Here is a 17,375-nt window from a genome sequence, read left to right as displayed (position 1 = left end):
CGTTACAGCGTTTGCAGCAGGCTCGCTAACTGGCGATTAATCACCTGCTGATTGAATTCTGCTTCAACTTTTTGCCGCGCATTTTGCAGCACAGGGATCAGCGTCTGCTGATCGATATCACTGAACGCAGCCAGACGATCCGCCAGCGCCAGCGCATTGTTTTCAGGGACCAGCCAGCCGGAGTGTTCAGAGGTGATCAGCTCAGGGATCCCGCTGTGCAGGGTCGAGACCACCGGAATGCCGACCGCCATCGCCTCCATCAGCGCCACGGGTATACCTTCCATATCGCCGTCGGCGCCGGTTACGGAAGGCAGCAGGAACACATCCGCATCATCAAGCATGGCTTTCACTTCGTGGCTCGGCTTGAAGCCCGGCATCTCGACCACGTCTTCCAGCTGATACTGTTCAATCAGCGTGCGCAGGCGACGCTCCCACGGCCCGATACCCAGGATGCGGTAGTGGAAGTCCACTCCGCGCGCCTTCAGCTGACGACAGGCTTCGATGGCTACGTGCAGCCCTTTCTTTTCGGTCAGGCGGGCAACAGAGATAATTTGCAGCGGCTTGCCCGGCACCTTAACCGGTCGCTGGGTGAAGCGTTCCATGTCCACGCCCATGCGTGAAACGGTGATTTTCTCGCTCGGGCACCCCATGGTTTTCAGGCGCCCGGCCCACAGGTTGCTTATCGGCAGCATCATGTCGCCGCGGCGAAACAGCTGCTGATATTCCGGCGTGTAGTGGTTCAGTACTTCCCGGCTGGAGATGTCGATACCGTGGAAAATGGTTGCGATTTTGCCGTCAATCACCCCCAGCTCACGCAGTTTTGCCGCAGTTACGCCCGCCGGGCCAAAGTGGGCGATAAAGACATCGGCCCGGTACGGCTGGGCCGTTTGCCCGCAAATGGCGGAAAGGATCAGGTTGCGGGCCTCCGCCCCATAGCGCGACATATTCAGCGCCCGCCACGTCGAGGCGCGATGAAGGCCGCGCAGCGTCTGGCTGGCGCGATGGCGCAGTTTGTTCATTCGTCCGGTGGGTTCATCCTGCAACCAGCGGGTTTTCGCCTCCAGCCCATACCGGGTATACGCCGCATGGGTGTTTTGCGTATCGCCCTTTTGCAGGGCGATAATCTCCACGTCATACCCCATATCGATAAACGCGGTGATTTGGTTCAGCACAAAGGTTTCAGACGACAGCGGAAATTTCAGTAAGAAGAAACCAACCTTCATTTCCCCTCCCGGACGCGGTCGAGTACGGATTTCACCATGCCAATACCTTTTTCGCGTTCGGCTTTTACCGCCACCGCCAGACGTTCGTTGATCGCAGGCAGCTGGCCGAGCGTGTCGCCCACCATCGCACCCAGCGACCCGTCCAGCAGATGACGAATATCAACGGCCATTTCCGGCATACCGAGCTGCTGCATAATGCCCGCAGACTTGTGCTCGTAGTTAATGGCGATGGCTGGCGTGCCGAAGTTCATCGAGATAATAGCCGAGTGCAGACGCGTGCCCACGGTCAGGTCGCAGGCGGAGAGCAGCTTGCCCATCTCAAGGTCGTTCAGCTCGTCCATCACCACGTGATAGCGGGACGGATCGTTCACCAGGTTGCGCAGGTTGAGCGCCACCATACGGTCATCTTTGTTGTAGCTGTCGATACCGGTACAGGTGGAAAGCGCCAGCACCTGGTAACCGCTGTCCAGCACGCGGTTCACCACGTCGGCAAAGGCTTTCTCGTACGCCGCCTGAGTCGTGCCGAGGCGTTTATCGAACGGCGCAAGTTCACGCAGGGTAATGGCGACGGTTTTCTGCTTTGCCGCCACGTCGAGCCAGTGCTGTACCGCGTAGCTGGCCTGGAAACTGTCATCCTGATGATCCACCAGCCAGGCGGTGTCCACACCGTGCTCCACTTTGGTGGTGTCGATTTCACTGCGTTTCATCATGTCGAGGCTGACCGATTCACGCAGGATCAGCGCGTCGCAGTGGCCGAAGACATAGTTCGCCAGCTGGTTAAACTGCGGATCCTGGAATGGCCCGACGCTGTGGCCGATCATAAACAGCGGCTTTTTCGCCATGAACGTACAAAGCGCATGCTCAAACTGCGGCACGCCGTACAGATCGACGAAGAACGAACCGCCCACCTGAATAATGGCGTCATAGCCGGACAGCAGACGAACAAAATCGGTAAAGCCCTGCGCGATGGCAATGTTGCGCAGCTTGCCGGTGTCGGTCACGCGAGAAAGCAGCACCTGATGCTGGTAGCGGCGACGCAGCACTTTCTTCACGCGCCCCATCACGCCCGCGGCGTTGTTGTGCTGTTTCATCTGGCTGTAGAGCGGGTCGCCCATCACCGGGCGGTTCAGTAACCAGGATGAGCTGACCGGATAACGGCTCATCACATCCACTTCTGTCTCAGGCTTAAGGGTGTTAATTGCATCCAGTAAACCGCGCAGGATGGCGCTATCGCCACGGTTGCCGCAGGTATGGTTGCCAAGAATAAGTAATTTCATAATGGCCTCGTAAAATTAGCCTGCGCGAAGCAGCGTTTTCATTTTTTCGTTACGGCAAAACTGGCGCTTCATCTCGACCACCAGCGCATTGCGTGACAGCACAATCATCACGCCGAACGCCAGCGCGCCTGCCGCGACCTGCACCGCAAGCAACGCCGCCAGCGGCAGATGCCCGTTGAGCACCACGCCCAGGCCGTAGCTCACCGCAAGCGTCGGTAAGGAGAGATAGAACGGCAGCCACAGGCTGAGGATGTACTGACGGTAGCTGGAGCCCAGCACCGGTTTGATCATCACGAAGTAGCTCAGCACGGTATTGACGATTTGCACCAGCAGGAAGCCGAGCGTCACGCCAATGGCGCCCGCCATGTGGCCGCCAACAATAATTGCCGGAATAAACAGGAAGGTTTTAAACACGTTGAACTTGAAGCTGATATCCACGCGCGCCTTCGCCATTAGCAGAGAACCAATCGGGTTCCCCACCGAGCGCAGCAGCCCCACGACGCACAGCAGTTGCAGGATCGGGATGATGCTGTTCCACTTCTCGCCAAACACCAGCGGTACGAAATTGCTGGCGACCACCATCAGCCCCAGCAGGACCGGGAAGTTGATGATCCCCACGACGGAGAGCAGCTTGTAAAAGTTCACGCGCAGCTTTTCGGTATCGTCCTGAATTTTGGCGAACGCCGGGAACAGCACGCGGGTAATGATAGGGTTGAGCTTCATCGGCGGGACAACCGCGACGTTATACGCCAGGTTGTAGCCACCCGCGACGCTCGCGCCCAGAATGCGCGCCAGCACCAGCGTGGAGAGGTTAGTATTCACGTAGTTGATAATGCTGTCTGCCGTCAGCCACGCGCCGAAGCGCAGGTTGGATGAAACAGACGCCAGTGAAAAATGCAGCCCCGGGCGATAAATCTTACGGCCAAAGAAGCCAAACAGCAGCGTGCGCACGGCAGAGTTAACCAGGTAGCCGAGGATGGCGGTCATCGCCAGCGGCCAGAAATGGGCGCTGACCACAGTGAAGGTAAAGCCCGCCAGTACGGCGCTGGTTTCAATCATGCCGATTTTGTTGAACTCCAGCTCTTTCTGCATCAGCGCGCGGAATTGCTGCCCGTGCGGGATCACCACGAAAGCGAACGACAGGGAGCGCATCAGCGGCGCCAGGTCCGGGTTATGCAGCACGCCGGCAATCACATCGCTCAGCAGGAACACCAGCACAAAGACGAAGATACCCAGCCCGACGTTCAGCCAGTAGAGGGTGGTCAGCTCCAGATGGCTGATCTCTTTGCGCTGGATAATGGAGTTGGCGATACCAAAGTCCGACAGCGTATCGGCCAGGGCGATAATCACCAGCGAGACGGTCAGCAGACCAAACTGGTGGTTATCGATAATGCGCGCCAGCACCGTCATCTGCACCAGGCCGAGGCCAATAATGACGATGGTGGCCATGGCTGACCATTTCGCGCCGCTGATGGTTTTTTCTCGTAAGCTCATCTTAGTACGCCGCTTTGTTCACGAAGCCTTTGAAAATGGTCAGAAAAACAATCTTGATATCGAACCAGAGGCTCCACTCGCGGATGTACTCCAGATCGAACTCGATACGTTTTTCCATTTTTTCCAGCGTGTCGGTCTCGCCGCGCCAGCCGTTGATCTGCGCCCAGCCGGTGATGCCTGGCTTCACCTTATGGCGCAGCATGTAGCCTTCAATCAGGGTGCGGTACTGCTCGTTATGGGCCACGGCGTGAGGACGAGGCCCGACGATGGACATCCCGCCGGTGAACACGTTGATGAACTGCGGCAGCTCATCGAGCGAGGTACGGCGCAGGAAGTTGCCCACGCGGGTGACGCGCGGATCGTTCTGCGTCGCCTGGGTCACCACCTTGTCGTTCTCCATCACCTTCATGGAGCGGAATTTCCACACCATGATCGGCTTACCGTCCATGCCGTAGCGGGTCTGACGGAAGATGATCGGCCCCGGCGAGCTGAGCTTCACCGCCAGCGCAATGCAGCACAGCACCGGGGAGATGAGCAGCAGGATCAGGGACGAAAGGACGATATCTTCCACGCGCTTCAGCACGCGGTTAATCCCCGACAGCGGCGTGTCGTACAGTGGAACAACCGGTACCCCGTTCACCTCTTCAATACGGGAGTGGAGAATATTGAAGGTGAAGACATCCGGGATGAGGATCACCGAGCAGGTGGTATCCGCCAGCTCGCGCATCAGTTTCTTGATGCGGGATTCATCTTTCATCTGCATGGCGATGTAGACGTTATGAATTTTGCCGGCTTTCGCATCGTCAATAAGCTGTTCGTAGTTACCTGCCCAGTCGGACGGCACGCCGCCGGGCTTCGCGTCGTGATAAATCCCGACCACTTCAAAACCTAACCACGGCTCTTTGCGGAAGCTGTCGAGCAACACCTGTCCCACCGGCAGGTCGCCCGCCACGGCAACGAAGCGACGGTTATACCCACGGTTGCGCAGCCAGCCCGCGCCAAAGCGGATCAGCGAGCGGCAGACCACCATGCCAATGCTGGTTAACAGATACCAGCAGAGATAGGTCACAAGACGGTTATCAAAATCATGGCTGAACGCCACCAGGCCTGCGCTGAAAACCAGGCTTAAGGTCCAGTTCTGGAGCAGCAGCATCAGTTCGGTGGTCATTTTGACGCCGCGCCATGAACGATAAAAATCGGTCATGCCGCCGATCATCTGAAACACCACCAGCGCAATCAACGCCATCAGCAAGTGCATGTATAAGAACGACTGCCCGCTGACCCAACACACCGCCCACAGTCCGCCGACCATGATGGTGATATCAGAAAAACGCTGCACCATAGAGATTAACGATGCATTCGTTCTCGCTCGTTCGCGCTTTTTTAGATTTGTCATCGTTGTTCCTTTAGTTCTAAACCTTACCCCTCACCCTACCCCTCTCCCCAAAGGGGAGAGGGAACTTGAACACCCTCTCCCCTTTGGGGAGAGGGCTGGGGTGAGGGGCAGTTTTTACTGATTCAACAGCGCCAGAATGTCCTTCGTTCGGGCTTCCATCAGCGCGGTATCGGCGCGGGACTCCACGTTCAGGCGCACTACCGGCTCGGTGTTGGAGGAGCGCAGGTTGAAGCGCCACTGCGGGAACGCCATGCTGATACCGTCGGTACGATCAATCTCCAGCGCATGAATGGCAAAGTGGTGTTCTACGCGGGCAATGGCCTCAGCGGGCTGCGCCAGTTTGCTGTTGATCTCCCCGCTCGCCGGGAACGCCGCCATGCGGTCACGCACCAGTTCACCCAGGCTCTGCCCTTTCAGGCACAGCAGCTCAGTCACCAGCAGCCACGGGATCATCCCGCTGTCGCAGTAGGCAAAATCACGGAAATAGTGGTGGGCGCTCATCTCGCCGCCGTAGATGGCGTCTTCCTCACGCATACGCTCTTTGATAAACGCGTGGCCGGTTTTGGACATCACCGGCTCGCCGCCCGCGGCCTTCACCACGTCGACGGTGTTCCAGGAAAGACGCGGATCGTGAATGATTTTCGCCCCCGGGTTTTTCTCGAGGAACGCTTCCGCCAGCAGGCCAACGATGTAGTAGCCTTCGATAAACTGCCCTTTCTCGTCGAACAGGAAGCAGCGGTCGAAATCGCCGTCAAAGGCGATACCCATATCGGCGCCGTGCTCAATCACCGCGTTGCGGGTGTCGTCGCGGCACTCCGGCAGCAGCGGGTTAGGAATACCGTTCGGGAAGTTGCCGTCTGGCGTGTTGTGCACTTTGACGAAGGTCACCGGCACGTTCAGCGCCTTAAAGCGGGCTTCAAGTGCATCGACAACCGGGCCTGCCGCGCCGTTGCCGGAGTTAATCACCAGCTTCAGCGGTTTGAGGTTCGCCACGTTGATGTAGCCCAGCAGGTGGTCGATGTACTCTTTTTGCAGGTTAATCTGCTTATAGCTGCCGCGTGTGGCTTCATTCACCGGCGGGAAGTCGTTGGCCTCGGCCAGACGCTGCACGTCACGCAGGCCGGTGTCGCCGCTGATAGGACGCGCGCCCTTGCGTACCAGCTTCATGCCGTTGTAGTCCATCGGGTTATGGCTGGCCGTCACTTCGATACCGCCATCCACGCCCAGGTGGAAGGTGGCAAAATAGATCTCTTCGGTACCGGAAAGGCCAATGTCCAGCACATCGACGCCCGCGTCCTGTAGCCCTTTCGCCAGCGCCAGCTTCAGGGATTTGCTGGTCAGACGCACGTCGCCGCCCAGCACGATAGTTTGTGGTTTCAGGTATTCGCCGTACGCGCGGCCGATGCGCCACGCAATGTCTTCGTTCAGCTCTTCGCCCAGCTTGCCGCGAATATCGTAGGCTTTAAAACAGGTTAATTTTTCCATGATGACCCCTTTTTCAGGCAACAGTTGGCCCTGACCATGTAATGGCCAAATTTATTTTTGTCATTCGTAGGCCCGGAAAGCGCAGCGCCACCGGGCATGATGCGGAGTGCTACACGCGCCCGTAGCGATCCTGGAAGCGGATGATGTCGTCCTCTTCCAGATAGGAGCCGGAACGCACCTCAATTAAGTCGAGCGGAATTTTCCCCGGGTTCTCCAGACAGTGCGTCGCCCCCAGCGGAATATAAATGGACTCGTTTTCACCGAGCAGCTTCACTTCACCGTCGATGGTCACTTTGGCGGTCCCCGCCACCACCACCCAGTGTTCGGCGCGGTGATGGTGCATCTGCACCGACAGCCCTTCTCCCGGCTTCACGGTGATGCGTTTCACCTGGTAACGCTCGCCGGCGTCGATGGAGTCATATTTGCCCCACGGGCGGTAGACTTCGCGGTGAATATGGTGTTCGTGGCGGCCATCGGCCTTGATCTGCTCCACCACTTTTTTAACGTCCTGCACGGCATTACGGTCGGCAATCAGCACCGCGTCTTTGGTCTGCACGACCACCAGATCCTTCACCCCTACCGTGGTGACGAGGCCAGATTCGGCGTAGACGTAGCTGTTTTCCGTTTTGTGGCTGATCACATCCCCGTGATGGACGTTACCCTCCGGGGTATGCGCGCTGATCTCCCACAGTGACGACCAGGAGCCGACGTCGCTCCAGCCAGCATCCATCGGTACCACTACCGCATCTGCCGTACGTTCCATTACCGCATAGTCAATGGACTCTTCCGGACAGGCGAGGAAGGCTTCTTCGTCCACGCGGATAAAATCGAGATCCGGATCCACCACCGCCATCGCTTTTTCGCAGGCGCGCAAGATATCCGGGCGATATTTTTCCAGCTCTTCCAGGTAGCGACCGGCGCGGAACAGGAACATACCGCTGTTCCAGTAGTATTCCCCGCTGGCCACGTACGCCTGCGCGGTTTCCAGATTCGGTTTTTCGACAAACTGCGCCACGTCAAAGGCCACGCTGTCGCCTTCACCAGGCGTAACGCTGCCGCGGCGAATGTAGCCATAGCCGGTTTCCGGGAGATCCGGCACGATGCCGAAGGTCACCAGCTTGCCGTTCTCAGCGTAAGGAATCGCGGCGCGTACCGCGTCGCGGAAGGCCTCTTCCTGCTGGATGACGTGGTCAGCCGCCAGCACCAGCATCAGCGGGTCGCAGTCCGGGCTGCTGCGTTTTGCCGCCAGCGCCGCGAGGGCAATGGCAGGCGCCGTGTTGCGTCCGGCAGGCTCCAGAATGATATTTTCGGTCAGTTTGTTCAGCTGGCGCAGCTGCTCGGCAACGATAAAGCGGTGCTGTTCGTTACAGATCACCACCGGGCTTTCACACTCCACGCCGTGCAGACGGTTAACCGTCGTTTGCAGCATGGTGAGGTCGCCTTTCAGGCACAGAAATTGTTTTGGATAAAGCACGCGGGACAGTGGCCACAACCGGCTCCCGGATCCACCCGCCATTACGACCGGATACAAAGTGGTTTGACTCATGATTTATCCCCGTATATCTGCAATAAATTGGCTCAGCACGTTCTCTTTCTCGAGCGTGCGTTCGGCATATTCACGTGCCACCGTGTTCTCTTTTGGCATGGCGAGTGCCTGCTCAATTCCGGTCACCAGCGCAGGAACCGATTCCGGCTCCACGCAAACGGCAATGCCCGGGTAGCTGTTGCACAGCTGGCCTAATTCTGTTGCGGCTTCTGCCGTAATCACCGCGTTTCCACCCACTGCCAGAATGTTTGTCAGCTTGGACGGCAGCACCGCATCCGCCGCGCCGCGTTTTTGCACCACCAGATGGCAATCCGCCATTTTCAGCAGCGCGGGCAGCGCGTCATAAGACTGAAGCGGGAAGAAGCGGATGTTGGTCAGTCCGCGCTCGCTGGCCATTTTTTCCAGCCGCGCTTTACCGCCGCCCTGCCCGACTATCACGAACATCCACGGGTGTTCGCTCAGCTGAAGCGCGGCGTCAATCACGCTCTCCAGCCCCTGTTTTTCGCCGATGTTGCCTGAGTAAAGAATGATTTTTTGCTCAGCAGGCAACCCGAGCTGCGCGCGTAACGCCTGCGCACCCTGGTCTGTCACATCGCGGAAGCGCGCCACTTCGGACCAGTTCGGAAAGAAGATCACTTTTTCCGCCGGGACGCCCTTCTCCTGCGCCTTGTTCATCATCGAGCGCGAAATGGTCGAGACGTAATCCACGTTGTGCAGGCCGCTGCGCTCAAAGGCGCTGGCGAGCTTCGCCACCTTGCCGCCCTTGCCTTTCCCGGCCATCCCCAGCCCGAGCATGGCGTCCACTTCATAATCCTGAATGTGCAGCAGGGTGCGCGCGCCGGAGAGTTTGCCCAGCAGGCGCATGCCTGGCGTACAGAACAGCGTCGGCACCACGCCGATGATGCGATCCGGCTTCCAGCGACGCTGCGCCATCAGCGGGAAGAAACTGCTCAGGGCAAAGCTGCCCAGATGAATTAAACGTTTCAGCGTCGAGGGCTGTTTCGGCACGTAGAGCGGGCAGCGCCAGACGGTCGCGGCGCCCTCTTCGCGGCGGTAGCGCCAGCTGGAATAGCGTTCGCCTACCTTCCACTCCGGGTAATACGGCGGGGCAGTAATCACCCGCACGTCATGTCCCTGGCTCGCCATCCACTCGACCATCTCGCCGGTGTATTTCCCGATACCGGTAAGCTCCGGCGAGTAGTTAATTCCGTAGACGAGGATTTTCATAGACCTGGCACCTCGGCCTGACGTTCCGCAAGGAAGTACGCCCGACTGTTGTCATGGACGTTGTCGCTTGCCAGCAGCGCCTCTGGCGTTAACCAGCGGTAATCGTCATGCTGAGAATCAGGCAGACGCAGGTCTGCCTCACTCACCTTCAGGCGGAACCCCAGCACGATGTAGTGCGTGGTGAACCCGGTGCCTGAAAAGTTATCGTCATAGAAGTGCTGCCAGACCCCGTAAAACTGGCCCGCTGCCATCGGCAGTTGCAGGCCCAGTTCCGCCAGAGTGAGACGCTCAAACGCATCGGTAAGCGTCTCATCCTTCTGCACGCGCCCGCCGGGCACGAACCAGAAGCCCTGTGCAGGACGATTGGTTCGTTTCCCCAGCAAGAACTCGCCGCGTTCGTTCTCCACGATCAAATCAATTGAGATCAGCGGAGTGGAACGCACTACCGTGGCAAAATCTTCCTGACTTAAAAACATCATTACCCCCGGAAGCGGTGCTGGTTTTCCAGGAACCACTGGTAGGTGCTGGCCAGCCCCTGCTCCAGTGAGACCTCGTGATACCAGCCCAGCTGATGCAGACGGGTCACGTCCAGCAGCTTGCGCGGCGTGCCGTCCGGTTTGGTGGCGTCAAACACCACGCGTCCTTTGTAGCCCACCACCTGCGCGATGGTCTGTGCCAGCTCGCGAATGGTGCAGTCCACGCCGGTCCCGACGTTAATGTGCGACAGCATCGGCTCGGTGTTTTCCTGCCACACCTCGCGATCCAGCTCCATGACGTGAATGCTGGCCGCCGCCATGTCGTCCACGTGCAGGAACTCGCGCATTGGCGTACCGCTACCCCACACCACCACATCCGGGGCGTTCTCGGCAGTCGCCTCGTGGAAACGACGCAGCAGCGCCGGGATCACGTGCGAATTGCTCGGGTGGAAGTTGTCGTGCGGTCCGTACAGGTTGGTCGGCATCACCGAGCGATAGTCGCGGTTATACTGACGGTTGTAGGATTCACACAGCTTGATCCCGGCAATTTTGGCAATCGCATACGGCTCGTTGGTGGCTTCAAGCGTGCCCTGCAACAGTTCGCTCTCGGCGATCGGCTGCTTCGCCATTTTCGGGTAGATACAGGATGAGCCGAGGAACAGCAGTTTATTCACGTTGTGCAGATGCGCCGCGTGAATGATGTTGCTCTCAATCATCATGTTCTCGTAGATGAAATCCGCCGGGTAGGTGTTGTTAGCGACAATGCCGCCCACCTTCGCCGCCGCCAGATACACCTGGTCGATACGTTCGCTGGCGAAGAAGTCCTGCACCGCAAGGCTATCAAGCAGGTTCAGCTCGTCGCGGGTGCGAACAATCACCTCAACGTCGCCGCGCTGTTCCAGCTGGCGAACAATCGCGGAACCCACCATTCCGCGATGACCGGCGACAAAAATACGTTGTTTTGTCATTCTCAGGACTCCAGCGCGATGGCAACCTCGTAGCCATGAGACTTGAGCAGGGAGTGTTTTTTCGCTGCTTCAAGATCTTTGGCCACCATCTCGGATACCATTTCTTGCAGGGTGGTTTCTGGTTTCCAGCCCAGCTTCTCGTGCGCTTTGGTTGGGTCGCCCAGCAGGGTTTCCACTTCAGCAGGACGGAAGTAACGCGGATCAACCTGGACAATCACGTCGCCTGGCTTCACGCCCGGTGCGTCGTGGCCGGTCACGGAAACAACGATACCCTTCTCTTCCACGCCGGTGCCTTCGAAGCGCAGCTTGATGCCCAGCTGTGCCGCAGCCATCTCAACGAACTGACGCACGGAGTACTGCACGCCGGTCGCGATCACGAAGTCTTCTGGCTGTTCCTGCTGCAACATCATCCACTGCATTTTCACGTAGTCTTTCGCATGGCCCCAGTCACGCAGGGAATCCATGTTGCCGAGGTGCAGGCAAGACTCCAGGCCCTGAGCGATGTTGGCGATCGCGCGGGTGATTTTGCGGGTCACGAAGGTTTCGCCGCGACGCGGAGATTCGTGGTTGAACAGAATGCCGTTACAGGCGTACATGCCGTAGGATTCACGGTAGTTCACGGTGATCCAGTAAGCGTACAGTTTCGCCACAGCGTACGGAGAACGTGGGTAGAACGGCGTGGTCTCTTTCTGCGGAATTTCCTGCACCAGACCGTACAGCTCAGAGGTAGATGCCTGGTAGAAGCGGGTTTTCTTCTCAAGACCAAGGAAGCGAATCGCTTCCAGCAGACGCAGCGTACCCATCGCATCCACGTCAGCGGTGTACTCCGGGGACTCGAAGGAAACCGCAACGTGGCTCATTGCCCCCAGGTTGTACACTTCATCCGGCTGTACTTCTTGCAGGATGCGGGTCAGGTTGGAGGTATCGGTCAGGTCGCCGTAATGCAGATGGAATTTCGGGTTTGCCGCATGCGGATCCTGGTAAATGTGATCGACACGCTCGGTGTTGAATGAAGAGGCACGACGCTTAATACCGTGAACTTCATACCCTTTTTCCAGCAGCAATTCTGCCAGGTAAGAACCATCTTGTCCGGTAACGCCGGTGATGAGAGCGACTTTAGACATGTTTATATTCCTCTGTACTTATCAAAGTTTTTCAGTTTCAACGCGTTCGCGTATCACCACTGCGGGGTTGCCACGGCAAATTTTATTTGCCGGAAGCGATTTAAAAACGCTGCTGCGGGCACCGACTACCGTGCCATCGCCAACAGAAACACCGGGTGCAACAAAGACGTCTGTTGCCAGCCAGCATTTTTCACCGATCACAACAGGCGAAGCGGTAATATCAAAATGCGGGCTCATAAAATCGTGGCTGCCGGTGCACAAATAACACTTCTGTGAAACCACCGAATTTGCGCCAATCGTAATCTCGCCAAGGGTATATAACACCGCGTCATCCCCAACCCAGGCGTAATCCCCAAGCGTTAATTTCCAGGGATAAGTAATTTTCACCGAAGGTCGAATGACTACGTTTTTTCCTATTTTTGCGCCAAACAGACGCAGTAAAAATGCGCGCCAGCGGTACAGTATTTGCGGCGACCAGGCAAATAACGTTGCCTGTACAGCCCACCACAGTTGAACTTTAATACCGCTCCCGCCCCGAAAACCTTTCGGCACGGAGAATCCCTTTAATTCCTGCATTACGTTTCCTTATATCTCAGGCTTTGTTATATAAGGCTTTCGCTTTACCCGTCGTTTTCAGACGTAAGAAATAAGATAATTCCGCCCAGAACCCCGGCACGCGTAATATTTTACGCTGCACGTTTTTGGCATCCTGGCACAGTTCCAGATTATTCGAGGTTGACACGCCACCCATTGAAAATTCAGATACCAGTCCTTTAATTCGACGGAACGGGTAGCCAGATTTGTACAGGCTGGCAGCCAGGGCATAATCTGATGACACTTTATAGCGCAAATCGTAAGGCTGTTTTTTCAGGCCGCTCATTGGGAAGAAAATAGCCTGATGGCTGGCCGGCAGGCTGTGGTAGATATACCAGCCTGGTTTCGCGCCGCGCAGCACTTTTTTCCCCTCGCCGAAATCAAGCAGGGCATCACCAATAAACATGGCATCTTCTTTCTGGCGCGCCAGTTGACGGGCAAACAGCGCCACATCTTCATGGAACACATCGCCGGAATTGAGGAAGATCGCGTAACGCCCCTGCGCCATGTTGATGCCTTTATTCATGGCATCGTAAATACCTTTATCTTTCTCGCTGATATAACGTAAGTTGAACTCACCGTTAAGTTTTTCCAGGAACTCCGCCGTGCCGTCGTTCGAGCCGCCATCGACCACGATCCACTCAAAGGTGAGGCTCGGATCGCGCGCCAGGTTGCGCAGCGAGCGCCAGGTTTTTACCACCCCTTCGTAGTTACGAAAGGCGACAGTAATGACGCTAAGAAACATAAATCACCTCATTTCGTCATACGCTCGTAATATTCAGCGCTTTGCGCAAAATAAACGGACATACAATTAAGAATGCATATTCCGGGCTAAATATTGACCCGGTAAAAAACAACGACACCGGTGTGAACAGATAAAGTTGCACGCGAAAGTTCTGGTTATCACCAAACGCGTTAATCATCATTTTGAAAACTTTAAACAGATACCACAGTGTCAACAGTACGGCGAACCAGGAAAAATAGATAATTAACAGATACAGACCATTGTCTATGGTTTTACCGACATCCGCACCGTTAAAGATTCCGAATGATGCAACATATTCGTAAAGTGAGCCGAATCTTACTACGCCATCAATATGGGTTAAGGAATAACCCACCATCACCAGTGGACCAATGATGCGATAATAGGACGACGAACCTTCCGTTCCCAAATCACCCAGACGTTCAGAAATGTACGGAAACGCAAATATTACGCCCACTAAAAATACCGTCAGAGAGATTATCGCCAGCGGCAGTTTTTTCTTAATCGCCTCTTTGTTCAGGTACTGGAAGGCCCACTCCAGCAGGTAAAACAGAATAAACGTCATTACCCCGGAGAACGACCCTGACAGAACGATTCCTGCAAGAATCATAGCATCGGTCTTGGGGGTTTTGATACCGAACTGTTTGATGCTGAGCCAAATTGAGATTAATGCCAGAGCAAAAAACGCCGGTTCAAAATAGAGCGCGGTTGTACGCTTGCCACCAAACTTAATGAAGTTCAGTACATAGCTGTTACTGTATATAAGATATTTCGAAATTATTTCCATCAGGCTACTGCCGCCTGTGAGAATAATTTGCGCCATCTCCATTGCCGCAAGCACAACAATCAGCCCGACGACAATATAAAAGAACCTGAGGATTTTCCTATAATTGTGCGGAGAAATAGTTTTAAAGCGAATACTCCACACCATGCCAATAATGATAACGATATAAACAAACAGCATGGTGGAGGTGACATATTTGCTGGCGTCCAGCGACTGACCAAAGATGTAGTTAAACGCCGTCAGACCAAACCCGATGCCCAGTGAAATCATCAGCTTTTTGAGGTTAAGCTTGTCAACGTAAAGCAACAGCAGAACCGGCAGGAAGGTGACGATAGTGATCGGGAAGCTTTCACCGAGCTGGGCAATCTTAACGTTGACCAGCAGGTAGATCAGCGGCAGCAGCAGATAACTACAGATTCTGATAGAACGAGACATACTCCTCCAGCATCTGTTGTCCACTGTACGCTTTGCGGCTACGGTTGCGGAACGATTCCAGGTCCGTGCCAAAAACAGCCTGCGCGATATCGGCCTTCGACAACTGCACCAGCGGCAGCACCTCATTTTCACTGAAGGTTTTACCGCCGGATTTCTCCAGCACTTCCCGCGCGGCGTCGCTGTGGGTGGCAATCACCGGTACGCCGATGGAGAGCGCTTCGCACAGGATCAGCGGGTAGTTGTCCACGCGGGAGCTGAACACCAGCGCGTCCATACCGTTCAGCGCGCTCATCAGTTTGCGCTTGTCGGTTTCAAACCCGTGGTTCACCACGTTAGCGCCATCAAACGGCGAGAATTTGCCAAAGGTATGCAGCTCAATTTTGTCGCCGAGCGCCATCATGTCGCGCACCAGCTGCTGGTTGGTTTTGCCGTCGTAGCGCAGGTCATGGGCGACGACCGCAATTTTCGGCTTACCGGGGGTAACGGCTACGGGCGTCAGTTCGGCCAGGATCGCTTCCGTTGCCACATCAATACCGTTGTTGATGATCTGGCAGCGCCCTGCTCCGTACAGGCTATTAAAAGCGTCCGCCACGTGCTGGCTTGGGGAGATAAAGGTGCAGCCGAGCGAGAGCATATCGCGGAACAGCTGACGCTTACCCTCAACCAGCTGATGCGCGCGATCGACCTTCACCGGCGGGTAGTTGCTGAGCGTAGGGCATTTCTGGCAGTTATCTTTCCAGCCTTCGCAGCCGTCGGTAAAGGCGCAACGTCCGGTCACGCTCCAGTGGTCGTGCAGCGTCCAGACAAATCGGGTATCCGGCTTGTGCGCCTTCACCTTGCCACAAAACGCCACCACCTCTTCCAGATTCAGCCAGTAGCTGTGCAGCACGTGGAAGTGCAGCACAACCGGGCCGCGAGTGCGGGTGACGGTGCGGTAGAGATTATTCAGGTTGCCGAACAGGTCGCGGTTAAACAGGCGGAACAGCGCAATATTGGCGATGGAGGTCAGACGTGGCGTCTGCTTCAGCACCTGCGGATAGTTATCATGGCTGACGCTTTTCTTGCCGCCTTTACCGTAACCGTAAACAAAGCGCGACTGGAGTCCTTTTTGCAGCGCGCGCTGGTGCAGATCCAGCGCTACGCCTGCCGCCCCGCCCTCTGCGAGGCGTACGTTAAATTGCAGAATGTTCATTTAATCACCTTCACGCGGGCTTTCTCGCCCACCACCAGCGCGTTGTCCGGAATGCTGTCCAGCACCACGCTGCCTGCGCCAATCGTCACGTTATTACCCACGGTAATGTCCCCGATCATCACCACGTTGGCGCCCAACTCGACGTTATTGCCAATCACCGGGCAAGCCAGGCTGTCTGGCCCGCGGTTGCCGATTGTCACCCCGTGGCGAATGGTGAAATCATCACCCGCGACGACGAACTTGTTGATGACCACCGCATAGCCGTGATGAATGGTAAAGCGGCGGCCAATGGTGGCAGCGGCCTGAATTTCATAGCCAAAAAAGCATTCGGTGATGATGCGGTACAGCACCAGCACCGGCGCGGCCCAGATATTGTTCAGCACATTTTTTTTGCGCCACACCGAGCAAAAGTGCGCAATACGGTAGGCCAGAACCATGCAGCACGGGCGCAGGCTCCAGCTGTTAGCGCGGCAATCTTCCAGAAACATTATTTCCCCCGAAGCCCGTCAGCCAGACGCTTGCCGTTACGTACCGACAGCAGCGTCAGCAGCGTGCGCCAGTTCATGCGCTTATTACGGATCTGATACAGGGTGAAGAGCTGATACTTCCGGCTGGCACGGTCAAACTTGTCCTTGTGCTTGCGGTAAAAATGGAAGTAGCCCGAGAATTTCTTCGGCGACGAGGTGATTTGCATCTCCCCGTGATTGATGTGCAGGATCTGCGTGGCCTCTTCCACCTTCCACGGCTCGCCGTACTCCACCACCATCCGCAGGAAGATGTCGTAATCCTGCGCGGCCTTCAGCTCGGTATCGAACAGGCACTCCTTAAAGCGCCATGCCCAGGTAAACACCTGATTGCCGATAATGTTGCGCTTGTAGAACAGGCGGCGGGAATACGGTGATTTCGGATACAGCGGCAGGCTGGCTGGCTGCGAATAGACCTCGCCCTGGCAAACATAGTCATTGGCATACAGAAACGCGTGGGTCACCAGCTGCGCTTTGTGCGACAGGAAGATGGACAGACGGTTTGGCGTCCATTCGTCATCGTCGTCGATACCGGTCAGATACTGCCCTTTCGCCTGCATAATCGCCTGGTTGCGCACCGCACACGCCCCGGAGTTGATGGCGTTGTGCGTGTACACCACGCGCGGGTCGTTCAGGTCTTCGACAAATTTTTGCAGCTGTTCGTAAGAGGAGGAACAGTCATCCACGATAATCAGTTCCCAGTTATCGTAATCCTGACGCAGGACCGATTTAATCGCGCGGATCGCCAGCTGCTGACGATTCCATGTCGGCATATAGATAGAAATCAAAGGGCGTTGTGTGGTCATGGTCTTCCCCTTATCCCTCACCCCGACCCTCTCCCGGAGGGAGAGGGAGAAAAGCTGCACC

General features: G+C 56.3%; 16 protein-coding genes. All 16 read right to left on the bottom strand.

Translation table 11 applies throughout. The features are described from left to right. Positions 1 to 2: 2 nt before the first annotated feature. The 16 genes from wcaL to wcaA all read right to left on the bottom strand — a co-directional run bounded on the left by wcaL (position 3) and on the right by wcaA (position 17,314). On the bottom strand, positions 3 to 1,223 hold the full coding sequence (gene wcaL / locus H2Z33_RS16765) for a colanic acid biosynthesis glycosyltransferase WcaL (RefSeq protein WP_017383280.1): 1,221 nt from the start codon (positions 1,221 to 1,223) through the stop codon (positions 3 to 5). After that, on the bottom strand, positions 1,220 to 2,500 hold the full coding sequence (wcaK, locus tag H2Z33_RS16760) for a colanic acid biosynthesis pyruvyl transferase WcaK (protein ID WP_006811234.1): 1,281 nt from the start codon (positions 2,498 to 2,500) through the stop codon (positions 1,220 to 1,222). The genes wcaL and wcaK overlap by 4 nt, the downstream gene beginning before the upstream one ends. Positions 2,501 to 2,515: 15 nt before the next feature. Beyond that, positions 2,516 to 3,994, bottom strand: a complete 1,479-nt coding sequence (gene wzxC, locus H2Z33_RS16755; protein WP_063867173.1) for a colanic acid undecaprenyl disphosphate flippase WzxC — start codon at positions 3,992 to 3,994, stop codon at positions 2,516 to 2,518. Between the two features lies 1 nt (position 3,995). Then, complete coding sequence (wcaJ, locus tag H2Z33_RS16750; protein ID WP_006811236.1) at positions 3,996 to 5,390, bottom strand: undecaprenyl-phosphate glucose phosphotransferase; 1,395 nt, start codon at positions 5,388 to 5,390, stop codon at positions 3,996 to 3,998. Positions 5,391 to 5,504: 114 nt separating this feature from the next. Further along, complete coding sequence (gene cpsG, locus H2Z33_RS16745; RefSeq protein WP_045338360.1) at positions 5,505 to 6,875, bottom strand: colanic acid biosynthesis phosphomannomutase CpsG; 1,371 nt, start codon at positions 6,873 to 6,875, stop codon at positions 5,505 to 5,507. Between the two features lie 109 nt (positions 6,876 to 6,984). Then, positions 6,985 to 8,421 (bottom strand): mannose-1-phosphate guanyltransferase, encoded by a 1,437-nt coding sequence (gene cpsB, locus H2Z33_RS16740; protein WP_017693088.1) that lies wholly within the window; start codon positions 8,419 to 8,421, stop codon positions 6,985 to 6,987. A 3-nt stretch (positions 8,422 to 8,424) separates the two neighbouring features. Next, positions 8,425 to 9,648: a colanic acid biosynthesis fucosyltransferase WcaI gene (gene wcaI, locus H2Z33_RS16735; protein WP_032669517.1), complete on the bottom strand. Its 1,224-nt coding sequence runs from the start codon at positions 9,646 to 9,648 to the stop codon at positions 8,425 to 8,427. Continuing rightward, entirely contained in the window at positions 9,645 to 10,124 is a 480-nt protein-coding gene (locus H2Z33_RS16730) for a GDP-mannose mannosyl hydrolase (RefSeq protein ID WP_065186924.1), read from the bottom strand. The genes wcaI and H2Z33_RS16730 overlap by 4 nt, the downstream gene beginning before the upstream one ends. Positions 10,125 to 10,126: 2 nt before the next feature. Then, a complete protein-coding gene (fcl, locus tag H2Z33_RS16725; protein WP_032671736.1) occupies positions 10,127 to 11,092 on the bottom strand; it encodes a GDP-L-fucose synthase in 966 nt (321 codons plus the stop codon). A gap of 2 nt (positions 11,093 to 11,094) precedes the next feature. Continuing rightward, entirely contained in the window at positions 11,095 to 12,216 is a 1,122-nt protein-coding gene (gmd, locus tag H2Z33_RS16720) for a GDP-mannose 4,6-dehydratase (protein ID WP_003863514.1), read from the bottom strand. A gap of 21 nt (positions 12,217 to 12,237) precedes the next feature. Beyond that, complete coding sequence (gene wcaF / locus H2Z33_RS16715) at positions 12,238 to 12,792, bottom strand: colanic acid biosynthesis acetyltransferase WcaF (RefSeq protein ID WP_063134485.1); 555 nt, start codon at positions 12,790 to 12,792, stop codon at positions 12,238 to 12,240. A gap of 16 nt (positions 12,793 to 12,808) precedes the next feature. Further along, a complete protein-coding gene (gene wcaE / locus H2Z33_RS16710) occupies positions 12,809 to 13,555 on the bottom strand; it encodes a colanic acid biosynthesis glycosyltransferase WcaE (protein WP_003863510.1) in 747 nt (248 codons plus the stop codon). A gap of 16 nt (positions 13,556 to 13,571) precedes the next feature. Next, the gene (gene wcaD, locus H2Z33_RS16705; protein ID WP_015572375.1) at positions 13,572 to 14,792 is read right to left on the bottom strand and encodes a colanic acid polymerase WcaD; all 1,221 of its coding nucleotides are present in this window, start codon (positions 14,790 to 14,792) and stop codon (positions 13,572 to 13,574) included. Then, positions 14,767 to 15,984 carry a colanic acid biosynthesis glycosyltransferase WcaC gene (gene wcaC / locus H2Z33_RS16700; RefSeq protein WP_045348878.1) on the bottom strand — a complete coding sequence of 406 codons (1,218 nt, stop codon included), beginning with the start codon at positions 15,982 to 15,984 and terminating at the stop codon, positions 14,767 to 14,769. Before wcaC ends, wcaD begins: the two co-directional genes overlap by 26 nt. After that, positions 15,981 to 16,472, bottom strand: coding sequence for a colanic acid biosynthesis acetyltransferase WcaB (gene wcaB / locus H2Z33_RS16695; RefSeq protein WP_003863505.1), 492 nt, complete (start codon positions 16,470 to 16,472; stop codon positions 15,981 to 15,983). Before wcaB ends, wcaC begins: the two co-directional genes overlap by 4 nt. Then, the gene (wcaA, locus tag H2Z33_RS16690) at positions 16,472 to 17,314 is read right to left on the bottom strand and encodes a colanic acid biosynthesis glycosyltransferase WcaA (protein ID WP_017383272.1); all 843 of its coding nucleotides are present in this window, start codon (positions 17,312 to 17,314) and stop codon (positions 16,472 to 16,474) included. The genes wcaB and wcaA overlap by 1 nt, the downstream gene beginning before the upstream one ends. Positions 17,315 to 17,375: the final 61 nt, after the last annotated feature.

Source organism: Enterobacter sp. YSU (assembly GCF_016082135.1).
Taxonomy (GTDB): Bacteria; Pseudomonadota; Gammaproteobacteria; order Enterobacterales; family Enterobacteriaceae; genus Enterobacter; species Enterobacter hormaechei_C.
Note: the sequence above shows the minus strand (reverse complement) of the source record. Positions and strands in the feature narration are given on the sequence as shown.